This is a genomic window from Halobacillus sp. Marseille-P3879 (genome assembly GCF_900240285.1).
In the GTDB taxonomy this organism is placed as follows: Bacteria; Bacillota; Bacilli; order Bacillales; family Halobacillaceae; genus Halobacillus_A.
Genome location: NZ_OESS01000001.1, coordinates 1,182,909 through 1,196,745 on the forward strand (window position 1 = coordinate 1,182,909; position 13,837 = coordinate 1,196,745).

A 13,837-nucleotide genomic window follows, 5' to 3' on the forward strand; every position below is an offset into this window, starting at 1 on the left:
CAAGCTAACTCAGAAAGGCTAAAGGGGTAATTGAATGGATATTTTAACACAACAGCTTTTTAATGGATTGACCATAGGAAGTGTTTACAGCCTCGTTGCATTAGGTTTAACCCTGGTTTATGGGATTCTGCATATTCCCAATTTCGCTCACGGTGCTCTGTATATGCTGGGGGCTTATGTCACTCTTACTTCGATGCTTCTATGGAATATGAATTATTGGCTGGCTATCGCACTATCAGTAATTGTCGTTGGTTTATTAGGGGTATTAATGGAACGTCTTGTTTTTAACCCGTTGAAAAACGCCCCCCCTATTCATGACAAAATAGCAGCGATTGGCATTTTGCTATTCCTCGAAGCTTTAGCTCAATTAATGTGGGGGGCAGATTATCGCTCGATGTCCACCCCGTATGGAGAAGTTGTTAATATCTTTGGTATGACTGTAACGATGCAGCGGATGCTCATTAATATTGGAGCAATAGTCGTGATGGTGCTGCTTTATCTATTTTTGAAAAAGACCTTTGTAGGTTCAACGATTATTGCAATGGCCCAAAACCGTAAGGGGGCTCATCTAGTAGGTATTAATACAAATAAAGTGGCGATGCTGACTTTTTTAATATCAGGCGCCTTAGCAGCCATAGCAGCTTCTTTATCATCTCCTATTAATCTAGTATTTCCGGGTATGGGACATCTGGTGATATTAAAGGCTTTCGTAATCATTATTTTAGGGGGTATGGGAAGCATCCCTGGAGCTATAGTAGGGGGTTACATTCTTGGCTTTAGCGAGAGTCTCGGAGCTACTTATATTTCCAACGATTATAAGGACATTATTGCCTTTGTATTGTTAATTGTTATTTTGTCGATCAAACCTCAAGGGTTATTCTCCAGGGAGGGATTCTAAATGATACGGCTCCATAGAAAGCATTACATCATCTTCGGATTGGTAATCGCTGCTGGAATCTTTCCTTTTCTTAATCAGAATGAATACTGGCTTCACATACTAACCTTATCATTTATTTGGATAATTGCTGTCTACGGCTTAAACCTTCTTGCAGGCTATACGGGGTATTTATCGCTAGCCCATGCTGGCTTTTTTGCGATCGGTGCTTATTCATTAGGGCTTTTGACAGTTAAAACAGGAGTCAATTACTGGGCCGCTTTGGCTTTATCATGCTTGATTACAAGTGTGATCGGGTTTCTGATCGGATTAATTGCACTTCGCACGAAAGAACACTTCTTTGCAATCTATACCCTGTGTGTCGGCTATGTGATTTATCTCGTCATCGATAAATGGGACAGCCTGACAGGGGGAGTTCGCGGGTTAATTGGAATCCCTGCTCCATCGAACATCGGTCCCCTTTCCTTCCAGAGTTCGTTATCTCAATACTATCTTGTTTTATTTTTTCTATTAGCCACCATATTCATCATGTACCGAATTGTCCATTCACTTACTGGACGAACCTTTATCGCGATCCGTAACAGTGAAGAACTAGCTAAGACTATCGGGATTTCAACAATGAAAAATAAACTGGTTGTCTTTGTTCTCTCTACATTTTTTGCCGGACTGGCAGGCGCGTTATATGCCTCTTTCATACGATTTATAGGACCTGATATCGGCTATACGACCGTGATTTTTGATTTGCTTACGTATCTGCTTGTAGGCGGTATCGGAACAATGGCTGGTCCGATTGTAGGTACAATTCTTATTGTTTCCGTGTCTCAATCACTTCAGTTTTTACAAGACTACCGTATGTTGATCTTTGGTCCGCTTCTCACTTTAATCATCATTTTTTACCCAAGAGGAATTGTTGGATTATTTAATGAGATGTACATGAAAAGAAGGAGCAGGAAGAAGCCGCGGTTAAAGAAAACACAAACCCCTTATACAGATTCTGAAGGCCTACAGGAAGATAGAGTGAAGGAGGGATAAAAAATGTTTATAGAGACAAGGAACTTGACGAAGCAATTCGGTGGATTGGTAGCAGTGAAAAATGTAGATTTCGCAATTGAAAAAGGTAAGATCAACGCAATTATCGGACCTAACGGTGCAGGAAAATCTACATTTTTTAATCTGGTGAGCGGGTCTTATACACCTAGTGCCGGACGGGTGATGTTTAAAGGAAATGATATTACTCATCTGCCACCTAATAAGGTTGCTAAGCTTGGGGTGGCAAGAACCTTTCAGACGACCAATCTTTTTGAACAAGCGACGGTTCTGGACAACGTAATAGTCGGCCACAGGCTGCGGACTAAATCCAACCTGTTCGATGCCGTGCTCAGGACAAACCGCTATAAGAGAGAAGAGAAAAAGTGTCGGGAGAAAGCAATGGAGGTACTGGAATTTACAGGATTAACGCATATTACAGACCAGCTGGCTGGAAGCATTACACAGGAAGAAAAGAAACGTGTTGCTTTTGCTCTGGCGTTAGCCACTGATCCTGAAGTTGTATTTCTTGATGAACCAGCTGCCGGTATTAATCCGGGTGAAACAGAAGGGCTTGCCGAACTTATGCAAAAGATGGTGAAGAAAGGAATTACAGTTTGTCTTATTGAGCATAAGATGCAGATGATAATGAAACTGGCCGATAAAATCATGGTATTAAACTACGGAGAAAAAATAGCGGAAGGCACTTCAGAAGAAATTATGAATAATGAAACTGTTATTGAAGCGTACTTAGGGGGGGACGCCAGTGCTTAGACTTGCGGGATTATCCGTTGCTTATGGTAGTTTCACTGCTATTCAAGCAGTAGATATCGAAGTTCAGGAAGGAGAGCTCGTTGTTTTACTCGGTTCAAATGGGGCTGGAAAAAGTACAACGTTTAAAGCCATCAGCGGGATTGAGAAACCCTGTGAGGGAGACATCTACTTTGAGGGGAAGTCGATCGTAAAGAAGTCACCGGACCGAATTGTGAAGGCTGGTATCGTCCAATGTGCAGAAGGAAGAGAACTATTCAGTAGAATGACGGTGTCTGAGAACCTGGTGATGGGTGCATACGTACACAGGAAACAAAAAACTGAGGTTAAGAATTCTTTAAGCCGCGTTTATGAATTGTTCCCAATTTTACAAGAAAAGAAGAGTCACACAGCAGGTTCTTTAAGCGGGGGACAACAGCAAATGCTTGCAATCGGCAGAGCCCTGATGGCTAAGCCCAAATTGTTAATGCTTGATGAACCATCGATTGGTTTGGCTCCTTTAATTGTTGAACAGATGTTTGAAGTGATTCAGCGAATTAACAATGAAGGGACCACGGTGCTGCTTGCTGAACAAAATGCAAATGCCGCATTGAAAATTGCTGACCGGGGATACGTCTTTGAAAGCGGAGCAGTTGTTGTAAGAGGATCATCGCAGGAATTACTTACGAATGATGACGTACGAAAGGCATACATCGGTGCGTAAGGCTTTTGATAAACGATAGATTTATAATCTGCCATTTAAAGGGGATGAAGTATTTTGATGAAAAATTTTCGTTTAGCAGCTTTCCTTATCATGTTGTCGTTTTTTTTCGTTTTAGCCGGGTGTATCGATGATGCCTCAGAAGACGCTTCGGGTGAAAATGAAGCAGAAGCGGACACTGATGTAGAAGCCCCCGATACAGAAGATGGAGAAGAAGTAGTCAACATTGGTTTTAGCGGACCACTGAGTGGATCAGCTGCATTTTATGGGGAACGATCACTTAATGGGATGAAAATGGCTGTGGAAGAGATAAACGAAGAAGGGTTTGAAGTGGAAGGGCAGACCTACAAAATGAACTTAGTTCCATTAGATGATAAATATCTTCCGAACGAAACGGCTTCTAACGCGAAGCGTCTGCTTCAAGAAAACGATACACCGATTATCTATTCTCCTCACAGTGGTGGAATTAAAGCTATGCAAGTATTTAATGAGGAGGATGACTTTATTATTGGCGGTTATTCAAGTGAGCCGGCAATAACAGAAGAAGGCAACTCCTTGACTGTAAGAATTCCCCCTCGTTATGACGGCTACATGGAACCTTTCACCGAGTATTCTATGGAACGGTTTGGTGAAAAAATTGCGGCTCTGCCAACTTCTTCTCAGTACGGAAAAGACTGGTCAGAAAACTTGCTGCCTTATTGGGAAGAACAGGGCGGAGAGGTAGTTTATGACTCTTCCATAGATTTCTCTAAGGAAACTGATTTCTTTACGATTGTCACGAATGCACTGGAAGAGGATCCAGATGTTCTTTTTATCGGTGGTCCATCTGAACCAACAGCCAAATTGGCAAGCCAGGCGAGAGAGCTGGGCTTTGAAGGCGGGTTTATTGTTATGGATCAGGCCAAGCTTGATGAAATGAGAAAAGTGGTCAAAGAAGATACGTATGACCTCTTTGAAGGGTCGGTAGGGGTGACACCGTTAGTCGACTCAGAATATCCAGGCACAGATGAATTTGTAGAGAAATATCGGGAAGAGCATGATGAAGACCCGGGCTCTGAAGCAGGATTTCATTACGTTTCCATTTATGTATTTATGGAGGCAATGAAGGCTGCAGGGACGGTGGACAACCCTGGTGAAATCCGTGCACACATGCAGGATGGATTAGAACAATTGCCGGAAGACAAACAAGTTTACACCATCCCTGAAATTGGTGATGACGGAGGGTTTAACTCCGGATTGAGTATGGCTGCTGTTGAAGATGGTGAAATTGTCCCGATCGAAGTAGAAGAGTAATCTTGTTCGCTTTGGAAAAAACCAATCGAGACGGTCGTCGATTGGTTTTTTCCATTACGCTTAAAGGAGGAATGATTGGATTGAATTTTGATCTAACCGATGAGCAGGAAATGGTAAGAAAAGTTGTCCGTCAATTCGTAGATAAAGAAATTAATCCTTATATACAGGAGTGGGATGAACAGGGGCATTTCGAAGTTTCTATTATCAAAAGGCTGGCTCAACTCGACTTAATGGGTGTGTGCATTCCGCAAAAATATGGTGGGAGCGGTATGGACTACAATACACTTGCACTCGTTTGTGAAGAGTTGGAACGGGGAGATACAGCCTTTCGTACAGCTGTTTCTGTCCACACCGGCCTGAATAGTATGACTCTCTTTCAATGGGGCACAGAAGTTCAAAAAGAAAAGTATCTGGTCCCCCAGGCAAAAGGAGAAAAAGTGGGTGCATTTGGTCTGACAGAACCGAATGCAGGATCAGACGTTGCCTCACTGCAAACTACAGCTGTACGGAAAGAAGATTCATATATTATCAATGGGCAGAAAACGTGGATCTCCCTTTGTGATCATGCAGATCATTTTCTTGTCTTTGCTTATACCGACAAAAGTAAAAAGCATAACGGAATATCAGCATTTATCGTTGAACGTTCGATGCCGGGTTTTTCTTCTCAAGCCATTAAAGGGAAACTAGGAATTCGTGCTGGAAATACGGGAGAACTTTATTTTGACGACCTGGAAGTTCCTCATGAAAACATGCTCGGAGATGAAGGAGACGGCTTTAAGATTGCTATGTCCGCACTAGATAATGGGAGATTCACCGTAGCAGCGGGAGCATGCGGTCAAATTCTGGCTTGTTTGGAGGAAAGTGTGAAATATTGTAAGGAGCGAAAAACGTTTGGCAAGGAAATCGGTAAGCACCAACTCGTTCAACAAATGCTTGCAAAAATGGAGGCAGGTTACCATATGTCCCGGCTGCTTGTCTTTCGGGCAGGAGAATTAAAAAACCAGGGGCGGAGGAATACGAGGGAGACCTCTTTAGCTAAATGGCAGGCATGTGACTATGCGAATGAAGCGGCCAATGATGCGGTGCAGATTCACGGAGCATATGGCTACTCCAATGAATATCCGGTAGAAAGATTTTTAAGAAACTCTAAGGCACCTGTTATTTATGAAGGAACCCGCGAAATTCATACCGTAATGCAGGCCGAATATGTGCTGGGTTATCGTTTGGATAAGTCTTTATCGAAGCCCCTCCCATCGTGGGATGAAGAAAAAGCTTCAACGATGTACTAATGGAGAATTTGAAAAAAGGAGGGGATACGGATGAATTTTCATTTAGACGAAGACATTGAATTTCTTAAGAAAAGTGTAAGGGACTTTATCCAAACTGAAGTGGAAGCTGTGGCTATGGACATAGAAAAAGAAGACAAAATCCCTGAACGAATTATGAGAATGTCGAAAGAAATGGGGTTATTTGGGTTAAGTATTCCTGAAGAGTACGGTGGTCTTGGGATCGGGATGGTTGGGAAATGTGCGCTTTATGAGGAAATTGGCGCCACACATAATGGTTATACCACTCTTATAGGGGCACATACAGGAATAGGCACGGTCGGTTTAGTAGAACTTGGAAGTTCCAAACAAAAAGAGAAATACTTACCATCTCTGGCCCGGGGTGAATCCATTGGGGCTTTCGCCCTTACAGAACCAAGCGCGGGTTCGAACGCCACAAATTTAAAAACGACAGCAGTGAAAAAGGGAGACCAGTACATTCTTAATGGAAGAAAGCATTACATTACCAACGCTACGGAGGCAGACATTTTTACCGTTATGGCAGTTACCGACGCAAGTAAAGGGGCTAAAGGCATTACCTCCTTTATTGTTGAAAAAGATTTTCCGGGCTTTCACGTCGGGGCAGTTGAGCCTAAAATGGGGCTGCACGGCTCGCAGTCAGCAGAGATCATTTTAGAAGACTGCGAGGTTCCCGCTGTTAACATCTTAGGAGAAGAAGGACAAGGCTACGTCAACGCTCTCAAAATTCTAGCGAATGGACGCGCAGGATTAGCTGCAAGGAATCTTGGATCATGCCAGAAATTATTAGACTTATCTATGACATATGTGCAAGAGAGGGAACAATTCGGGGTTCCGATTATTGAGCACCAGGCGGTCGCTCACATGGTGTCGGAAATGGCGGTAGAGATTGAAGCTTTACGATCTTTTACCTACCGGGTGGCATGGATGGTAGATGAAGGAGTAAAAATCATTAAAGAAGCAGCCATGCTGAAGCTTTACGGTTCTGAAGTATACAATCGTGTGGCTGATAAAGCTGTTCAAGTGCACGGAGGAATAGGTTATATCTCTGATTATCCGATCGAGCGGTTCTTCCGCGATGCGAGAATTACCAGAATCTATGAAGGAACTTCAGAAATTCAAAAAAATATCATTGCGGGACAGCTGCGAAAAGAATACGGTTAGGAAGCGAAAAAGGAGGGATTTGGATGAAAGACTCTCATGTTATTGTTAGTGCAGTAAGAACCCCGATCGGCTGTTATGGAGGATCTTTTAAAAACCTTTCCTCCGGTCACTTAGCTTCAATTGGGATAAAAGAGTCTATTGAACGAGCAGGTATTAGCTTTGAACAAGTGGATGAAGTTATTTTGGGGGAAGTCAGACAGTCAACAGAATCATCCAATGTTGCTAGAGTTGCTGCATTGCGAGCGGGCATTCCCGAATCCTCCACAGCTTATACGATTAATCGATTATGTGCTTCTGGAATGCAGGCCGCAGCATCGGCAGTTCAGCAGATTACTTTTGGGCAAGCCGGGATCGTAGTAGCGGGAGGGACAGAAAGCATGAGCCGCTCGCCAATTTATTTAAGGAATTCCAGGTTTGGAGGGGATCGTACTGAATTGATAGATTCGAACTTCGAGGCTGGTCAGCAGCCTCAAGAAATATATGGAAGTAATCTTGGAATGGGAATGACAGCAGAAAACGTAGCCGAGCGCTATGGAATCTCAAGAGAAGCTCAGGATTTATTTGCTTTGGAAAGTCAAAAGCGTACAGCCCAGGCTGTTGATGAAGGCAAATTTAAGGAAGAGGTTGTACCGGTAGAGGTTAGGGAAAAGAAGAAATCCTATATAGTTGGTGCCGATGAATACCCTCGTCCAGAGACTACAATGGAAAAGCTGACCTCTTTGAAGCCTGTCTTCAAAGAAAGTGGAACCGTAACGGCGGGAAATGCATGTGGACGGAATGATGGATCTGCAGCTATGGTTATAATGAAAGAGTCCCATGCAAAAAAATTAGGACTGACTCCTATAGTGAAAATTGTAGATTGGTCTGTCGCAGGCGTATCGCCAGCAATCATGGGAGTGGGTCCTGTGCCTGCTGTAAAAAAATTATTAGAGAAAACCCACAAACGTTTAGAGGATATCGGGCTGATTGAGTTGAACGAAGCATTTGCCTCTCAAGCATTAGCCGTTATTCAAGAACTTAACTTAGACGTAAACAAAGTTAATGTCAATGGAGGCGCCATTGCTCTCGGCCATCCTGTCGGGGCGAGCGGATCAAGAATTATTATCACGCTTCTTCATGAAATGAAGAGAAGGGGAGAATCTTTAGGGATTGCTGCTTTATGCGCTGGCGGTGGTCAGGGAATGGCCATCATGCTCGAACAAATCTAGTGATCGGGACTGGGGCATAAGTAAAGCAGTGATTTCAAAAAACGAACATTCGTATAAACGCAGATCATTAGTGAAGTATTTTGACCGAGCGATGGGAAATTCTCTTTAACATAAATAATCCGAACTGATTTCTACAGAATCAGTCGGATTATTTTATGATTTATTTAGTTTTGTCCCAGACTGTTTTTGATCAATGAACACCAATAAACAATCCAAGCCATACGGCATTTACTATCGCAAGCATTAAAATAATTTTTTCGTAAGCAGAAACTTGATAATGATTCTCTACATCCATTTTATAGACAAGTGTGGCGGAGGCTCCAGCAAAAACAAGTACACCGAAAGCAGCTGCAATTCGATCTCCTCCCAGCCAGAAGGCACATCCCGCCGTCATTCCGAAATATATAAGAGCAGGCAGCCGGCTGAAAGGAAGTCCGTAACGTTTGACCGCCCACACAACACTAGTTCGTTTAATAGGATCAGCCTGCCGGTCCGCTTCCCGGTCGGGGATATGATGTACCATTACCCAGGCTATACAAAACAATGCGTTAATAACTGCATTCTGCCACACCCATAAAGGCATATCGTCCAACGTCAGCCAGGCCCCGGCTAATCCGAGAAACAACACGGATGGAAAGGTGGACAGCCATTCTCCAAGGAACGGTCGATAGCTGAATTGTAGAGGGGGAAGAGAATAAGAAGCAGCGCCCCATACTCCAATTCCAAGAAGAACAGCCAGCTTGTAATAACCAAGAAAGAGGAAAGCTAAAATGATTACAATAAGAAATGTAAGCAGGCTTTTACCCAGATTCCAAAGAAGGCCGGGAGTCATGTAACCTGTCTGTATAACCCTGCTCCCTCCTGATAGAATTCCAGGACTATGGAGATCAGTACCTGATAAATGGTCAACGTAGTCGTTTAGCAGATGAGTCAGAACTCCATGAATAATGAAAGCTCCGAGTAATAGTGAAATAAACAACACCGTTAAAGATTGAGAGGGTAAAGATGAGTAAAGATACAAGGGAAGAATTGTAGACACAATCGTTGCAACGCTGGAAGAAATGACAGCGATTGAACGAAGTAACAGCCAGCCTCCTTTAATAGTAGTTAAGACCTGCTTTGTTGACATGGATAACCTCTCCTTCATTTAACCGGACTAAACCCTAATTCAATACCCTTATTCAGGGCAAGTAAATCATTAAATTCATGACAGCACCTTTTGTCATACTAGGACGCGGAAGGAAAGCCAGGCTGCTGAATTAACATCACATAATAGAGAAGGTGCCATGGAGATTCAACCTTGGGAAATTGAAAAGGAGCAAATCATAAATCCGGGCGAAGGGTATGAAAAAGAAATGTGGACTTATTTAGAAGAGATTTTTTATGGGATCTCCATTATCATCATTTCAGTGGAATAATCATATAAGAAGGCTGTCCTCGTGTAAACGATAAGGACAGCCTTCTTTTTACTATTCTCTATCGAATTGTCAAGGCTTTTTGACGGGGATCAGCAGGCTTTACTCTCCATAGCCGCTTTCCGGCAGTTCATCCCAGAAGGAGGTGTCTGCTTCATTAATCGATCCATCAGCGATAGATTCAAGTGCTGCTTCCATTGCGGTTACTGCTTGCTGAATCAGCTTCCCGTTACTTTTTTGTCCGAGTACATAATCATCGTATTCATGATCAGCCATTCCACGCATTTCAAAGAGAAGAGTAGCTACGTCATATTCAACGGCCAGTCCATTTCGGCTGATCGTTTCGGCGCTGCCTCCTGGATATTTAGACAACAGTCCATACCCCTTGTCACTAACAGCTTCGTAAACAACAGATCCTAACTGTTTTGAACGTTCCAGCACTTCATCGTCTACGTTTTCCGTAGTTGGATAAAGAATCGAACCTGAAACCAGTTCATCAGAATCCCCTAGAGTGGTTTGGGTTCCTTGATGGTGAAGGTCAATCATGTAATCAGGGTTATATTTAGCCAGCACATTGTCGTGAAAGGCTTTGGTTTCCGGCTGCTCTCGATCCACATGATCCCGGTTTAAATCAACCTCGTTTGCATTATAGCGAGTATGGGTGCCGGCAACGTAGTCATCTAAAGAGAAATTGACGTCCCCCTCAGCTCCATCTACATTTAAGCGGGGAGCAATCAGAACGTTTACATTATCTAATATTTCCTGATTGTTTTTTCCATTGGAGGTTAATGATTTAATCAGCTGAAGTGCCCCTTCGGTTGTCAGCGTTTCGTTCCCATGCTGCTGGGTTAAGAATAAGACCGTTGGATTGTCTTCATTTGTTCCGAATTTTGCTAAGTACAAGTCTCTTCCTTTTACTGATTCTCCATATGTTTCGAGTTCCATAGCTTCTGATTGGCTGTCAGCCTTCTCTAACACCTTTACCATTTCGTCGTAATCATGAAGACGTTCATTTTTAATGGTCTCATTACCTCCATAATTAGGACCATTGGCTCCATTGTCACCCGCTAAGACCGTTCCTGTTACTGTCCCGGCAGCCAGTAATGTTACTGTTAAAGCTGCGCTCAAGACTTTTTTCCTCATGATTCATCATCCTCCTTCATAATTTGCTGTATAGACCACTTCAATAAAAATCATGGAATCCCTTCAAATTTCAGGAAAATAATAACATGGTACCAGTTCAGGGTAGTTGATTAGTAGGGGAGTTTGAAGGCGGTAAGACGATGGTCCCGATCAGAGGGATAAAAATGGTGGGTGAAAAGTAGTGTAACATGCTCCAGCGTTGCTGAAGCATGTTCGTTTCATGACAAGAACGGTTATTTAAGAACTCCTTCTTTAGTTAAAACCTTCTCAATGGCCAGCTGTGCTTCCTTTATTACTGCAGATTTCCACTCTTTTTCCTGAGGATAGAACATATTGTATAACTCACTTAGCACCCACTTTCTGTCTTCCTCATCCTCTGCCCCTTCCCAGTACAATTGATTCTCCAGAATAATAGTAGTAAATTCACGGAGTTCGGCTTCTCGATCTGTTCCAAATGTACCAAACTCAAACAGTGCAGAAAATAAGTCAGTGTTTGGGAATTCTTCTTTTTGTAACTTATAGAAATGGTTGGTAGAATCTCCTTTAACTTTTTGAGGAGTAAACTTTTGAATGTTAGTTAAGCTGTATTCTTCCTTCAGTTCTTGTTCATTTAAAGGCTCATGCTCAGAAACCACGAGTGTAATCTCATTGGTTGGTCCCAAAGCCGAATGCCAGTCCATATGGATCACTCGGAAAAATGTTGACAGCAGCCGGCGTTGTACTTCTTTTAAATAAACGGTGGATTCTTCTTCTTGAGAACCTCCATAATAAACACCCCGCTTAAATTCGTATTGACCCATTCCCTTCGCTTTTTTAATCGCCTGGTAACTTTGATCAGCCATACCCCTGCTTAATTGGTGATAGAGCTCTGCTTTTTCCTTTTTTATATCTTTTAGTACTCCATTTGGCAGAAACAATTTACTGTTTTCTGCAAAGTTTTCGTTAATGTCAGAAGGGACAGAAGAAGGGTTGTAAAAATAATTGCGGTTTAAATCAATGTTATTTTCAGTGACTCTTCGCATGTGCTTCATTCCCCATGGGTTAAGTGCATGAATTAAACATATTCCAGTTGTAGAAGGGTCGAGATGATCAAGATAGTACTCAGCAAACATTTGAGTAACCGCGGCGCCCGCATATCCCTCAATACCATGTTCGCCCGTGGTGAAAAAAACAACTTGCTCATTTGAATGGAGGGCTTCAGAATAAATGGTATCAATCGTTAAATCTTCCTCCTGACCAATCTTTTTCGTTGTCAGTTCAGCTGCCGGCCATTTTTTTCTGACAGCATCCAATAGCTTCCGAAATGCATTACGTGATTCCTCATATGTGCTTGAAAAATATAATTCTGCCTGCATTGTTATCCCATCCTTAATTTTTAAAGATATTACTTGATTACCAGGAAGTTTAATGATTAAACATGGTCTAAGTAATAATCAGAGGGAATAGTTGGGAAAGTAAATTTATCACTAAAAATAAAGCTATATTTTTGATACACTTTTATATAATAGTGTTGGAAGAAGGTGGGTTGGTTTTTGTGGGGAAAGAGAAAATGTACACTGATTTGAAAAATGATTTTATTCAAAAGATGGGAAGAGAGCTAAAGACTGAGGAGAAAGAATTTATAAAGTGGATGGTGGAGCAGCACCATGCTGAAGAAGTAAAAGAAAAAAAACGAAATCATACATATTACTTTGATCGTTAAAGCCTCCATGTAACTTTGGGGGCTTATTTTAGTGATGGTTACCTATCTTGAGTTAAACACGCATAGAATGTCCTAAACTCTATTTCTAGGAGGCGTTGTTATGAAACGCCAATTTAAAACCTTACCTTTTCTATTCATTAGTTTAATTGCGATAGGAATAACAACACTGCTGTTCTTCTTGTTTAATTCCCCTCAACATCAGGCAAGAGAAATTGTAGAAGAGTTCTATACTTACGAGCAGGAAGGGGATTTCTCCTCTTCCTGGCAGCTTCTTCATCCTCAAATGAAAGACAGATTTTCCAAAGGCCACTACATCCAGGATCGTGCGCATGTCTTTATGAACCACTTTGGAGTTACCACTTTTTCATACAATGTGAAAGATGTTGAAAAGCTAAAAGACTGGAAAATGGAAGAGGACTCTGAGGCAATAGAGGAAGTTTTCTCCATGACTGTGGTTCAGACATTCAAAGGAAAATATGGACGTTTTGATATTTACCAAAGTGTATTTGTTACTGAAGAAGAAGGAGATTGGCTGATTATGTGGGACTATAATAAGTAACATCACGCTTGCTTTGAATAGGCAGATGGAGTCCAGGCCTGGAACTGTGTTTCATCGTGCCACATCTCCTCAAACTGGCTGGTCCATTCTTTGGCCATTTTTCGACTCCTTATTGTGACAAGGACCTCATCATTTTTGGTTTCAGCTGAAGTCGTGAAATTATAAGAACCTGTCGTCATCACTTTTGTATCTGCAATCAGGATTTTTAAATGCATACTGCCGGAATGTCGATTTACTTTAACAGGAATACCTGAGTTATAAAGCGACTCTATATTAGCTTTTTGCTTTGGTAAATAATTCACCTGATTTTGGTCTGTGACCAGTCTTATGCGGACACCTCGTTCAGCAGCATCGCTGATAGAAGCGGCTAAGTCATTTTCGGTGAACAAAAAAACAGCGACGTCAAGACTTTTTTTCGCCTCATTTATTACTTGAATAAGTTGATTTTTTGGAGATTGGTCCGATTTAGAAAAAATAGAAGTAATCGCATTAGCGTTTTTCATATGAAGATAACCTGCATAAGCTGCTGTCCCGAACACCATAGTTGTTCCAACAGTAGTTACCCAGTCCATAATTATTCCTCCTTTAACAGATAATTATGAGGCTGGTTCATTGTCCTATAACGATTTTCACTGAATTGTAAAAAACGGTGAGCAT

Annotated in this window: 15 protein-coding genes; 11 read left to right on the plus strand and 4 right to left on the minus strand. The window is 42.1% G+C overall.

Going from position 1 to position 13,837, the window contains the following annotated elements:
* Positions 1-34 precede the first annotated feature (34 nt).
* From C1A12_RS05855 to C1A12_RS05890, 8 genes are all read left to right on the plus strand, one after another.
* On the plus strand, positions 35-898 hold the full coding sequence (locus C1A12_RS05855; RefSeq protein ID WP_101842893.1) for a branched-chain amino acid ABC transporter permease: 864 nt from the start codon (positions 35-37) through the stop codon (positions 896-898).
* Positions 899-1,927, plus strand: coding sequence for a branched-chain amino acid ABC transporter permease (locus C1A12_RS05860; protein ID WP_101842894.1), 1,029 nt, complete (start codon positions 899-901; stop codon positions 1,925-1,927).
* 3 nt (positions 1,928-1,930) lie between these two features.
* Entirely contained in the window at positions 1,931-2,695 is a 765-nt protein-coding gene (locus C1A12_RS05865) for an ABC transporter ATP-binding protein (RefSeq protein WP_101842895.1), read from the plus strand.
* Positions 2,688-3,395, plus strand: coding sequence for an ABC transporter ATP-binding protein (locus C1A12_RS05870; protein WP_101842896.1), 708 nt, complete (start codon positions 2,688-2,690; stop codon positions 3,393-3,395). Before C1A12_RS05865 ends, C1A12_RS05870 begins: the two co-directional genes overlap by 8 nt.
* 57 nt (positions 3,396-3,452) lie before the next feature.
* A complete protein-coding gene (locus C1A12_RS05875) occupies positions 3,453-4,685 on the plus strand; it encodes an ABC transporter substrate-binding protein (protein ID WP_101842897.1) in 1,233 nt (410 codons plus the stop codon).
* A gap of 80 nt (positions 4,686-4,765) precedes the next feature.
* Positions 4,766-5,974: an acyl-CoA dehydrogenase family protein gene (locus C1A12_RS05880; RefSeq protein ID WP_101843299.1), complete on the plus strand. Its 1,209-nt coding sequence runs from the start codon at positions 4,766-4,768 to the stop codon at positions 5,972-5,974.
* A 30-nt stretch (positions 5,975-6,004) separates the two neighbouring features.
* Complete coding sequence (locus tag C1A12_RS05885; protein WP_101842898.1) at positions 6,005-7,153, plus strand: acyl-CoA dehydrogenase family protein; 1,149 nt, start codon at positions 6,005-6,007, stop codon at positions 7,151-7,153.
* 23 nt (positions 7,154-7,176) lie between these two features.
* Complete coding sequence (locus C1A12_RS05890; protein WP_101842899.1) at positions 7,177-8,361, plus strand: thiolase family protein; 1,185 nt, start codon at positions 7,177-7,179, stop codon at positions 8,359-8,361.
* A 190-nt stretch (positions 8,362-8,551) separates the two neighbouring features.
* On the opposite strand, the gene C1A12_RS05895 is transcribed toward C1A12_RS05890, so the two are convergent.
* Positions 8,552-9,490 (minus strand): prenyltransferase, encoded by a 939-nt coding sequence (locus C1A12_RS05895; RefSeq protein WP_101842900.1) that lies wholly within the window; start codon positions 9,488-9,490, stop codon positions 8,552-8,554.
* Between the two features lie 157 nt (positions 9,491-9,647).
* Here C1A12_RS05895 and C1A12_RS21505 point away from each other — a divergent pair, with 157 nt between their 5' ends.
* On the plus strand, positions 9,648-9,779 hold the full coding sequence (locus C1A12_RS21505) for a hypothetical protein (protein ID WP_255408386.1): 132 nt from the start codon (positions 9,648-9,650) through the stop codon (positions 9,777-9,779).
* A gap of 99 nt (positions 9,780-9,878) precedes the next feature.
* Here C1A12_RS21505 and C1A12_RS05900 read toward each other — a convergent pair whose 3' ends face one another.
* Together C1A12_RS05900 and C1A12_RS05905 are read right to left on the minus strand one after the other, a co-directional pair.
* Positions 9,879-10,919 carry a M14 family zinc carboxypeptidase gene (locus C1A12_RS05900; protein ID WP_101842901.1) on the minus strand — a complete coding sequence of 347 codons (1,041 nt, stop codon included), beginning with the start codon at positions 10,917-10,919 and terminating at the stop codon, positions 9,879-9,881.
* Positions 10,920-11,152: 233 nt separating this feature from the next.
* Positions 11,153-12,274, minus strand: a complete 1,122-nt coding sequence (locus C1A12_RS05905; protein WP_101842902.1) for a M14 family metallopeptidase — start codon at positions 12,272-12,274, stop codon at positions 11,153-11,155.
* A gap of 179 nt (positions 12,275-12,453) precedes the next feature.
* Between C1A12_RS05905 and C1A12_RS21055 the strand changes: the two genes are divergently transcribed.
* Both C1A12_RS21055 and C1A12_RS05910 read left to right on the plus strand, forming a co-directional pair.
* Positions 12,454-12,621, plus strand: coding sequence for a hypothetical protein (locus tag C1A12_RS21055; RefSeq protein ID WP_159462148.1), 168 nt, complete (start codon positions 12,454-12,456; stop codon positions 12,619-12,621).
* 100 nt (positions 12,622-12,721) lie between these two features.
* Positions 12,722-13,180 (plus strand): hypothetical protein, encoded by a 459-nt coding sequence (locus C1A12_RS05910; protein ID WP_101842903.1) that lies wholly within the window; start codon positions 12,722-12,724, stop codon positions 13,178-13,180.
* 2 nt (positions 13,181-13,182) lie between these two features.
* On the opposite strand, the gene C1A12_RS05915 is transcribed toward C1A12_RS05910, so the two are convergent.
* Entirely contained in the window at positions 13,183-13,752 is a 570-nt protein-coding gene (locus tag C1A12_RS05915; protein ID WP_101842904.1) for a phospholipase D-like domain-containing protein, read from the minus strand.
* Between the last annotated feature and the right edge of the window lie 85 nt (positions 13,753-13,837).

Excerpts from the sequence above, each read along its gene's own strand:
- C1A12_RS05855 (WP_101842893.1), top strand. The coding sequence starts at position 35 with ATGGATATTTTAACACAACAGCTTTTTAATGGATTGACCATAGGAAGT.
- C1A12_RS05860 (WP_101842894.1), top strand. The coding sequence starts at position 899 with ATGATACGGCTCCATAGAAAGCATTACATCATCTTCGGATTGGTAATC.
- C1A12_RS05865 (WP_101842895.1), top strand. The coding sequence starts at position 1,931 with ATGTTTATAGAGACAAGGAACTTGACGAAGCAATTCGGTGGATTGGTA.
- C1A12_RS05875 (WP_101842897.1), top strand. The coding sequence starts at position 3,453 with ATGAAAAATTTTCGTTTAGCAGCTTTCCTTATCATGTTGTCGTTTTTT.
- C1A12_RS05885 (WP_101842898.1), top strand. The coding sequence starts at position 6,005 with ATGAATTTTCATTTAGACGAAGACATTGAATTTCTTAAGAAAAGTGTA.
- C1A12_RS05890 (WP_101842899.1), top strand. The coding sequence starts at position 7,177 with ATGAAAGACTCTCATGTTATTGTTAGTGCAGTAAGAACCCCGATCGGC.
- C1A12_RS05895 (WP_101842900.1), bottom strand. The coding sequence starts at position 9,490 with ATGTCAACAAAGCAGGTCTTAACTACTATTAAAGGAGGCTGGCTGTTA.
- C1A12_RS21505 (WP_255408386.1), top strand. The coding sequence starts at position 9,648 with ATGGAGATTCAACCTTGGGAAATTGAAAAGGAGCAAATCATAAATCCG.
- C1A12_RS05900 (WP_101842901.1), bottom strand. The coding sequence starts at position 10,919 with ATGAGGAAAAAAGTCTTGAGCGCAGCTTTAACAGTAACATTACTGGCT.
- C1A12_RS05905 (WP_101842902.1), bottom strand. The coding sequence starts at position 12,274 with ATGCAGGCAGAATTATATTTTTCAAGCACATATGAGGAATCACGTAAT.
- C1A12_RS05910 (WP_101842903.1), top strand. The coding sequence starts at position 12,722 with ATGAAACGCCAATTTAAAACCTTACCTTTTCTATTCATTAGTTTAATT.
- C1A12_RS05915 (WP_101842904.1), bottom strand. The coding sequence starts at position 13,752 with ATGGACTGGGTAACTACTGTTGGAACAACTATGGTGTTCGGGACAGCA.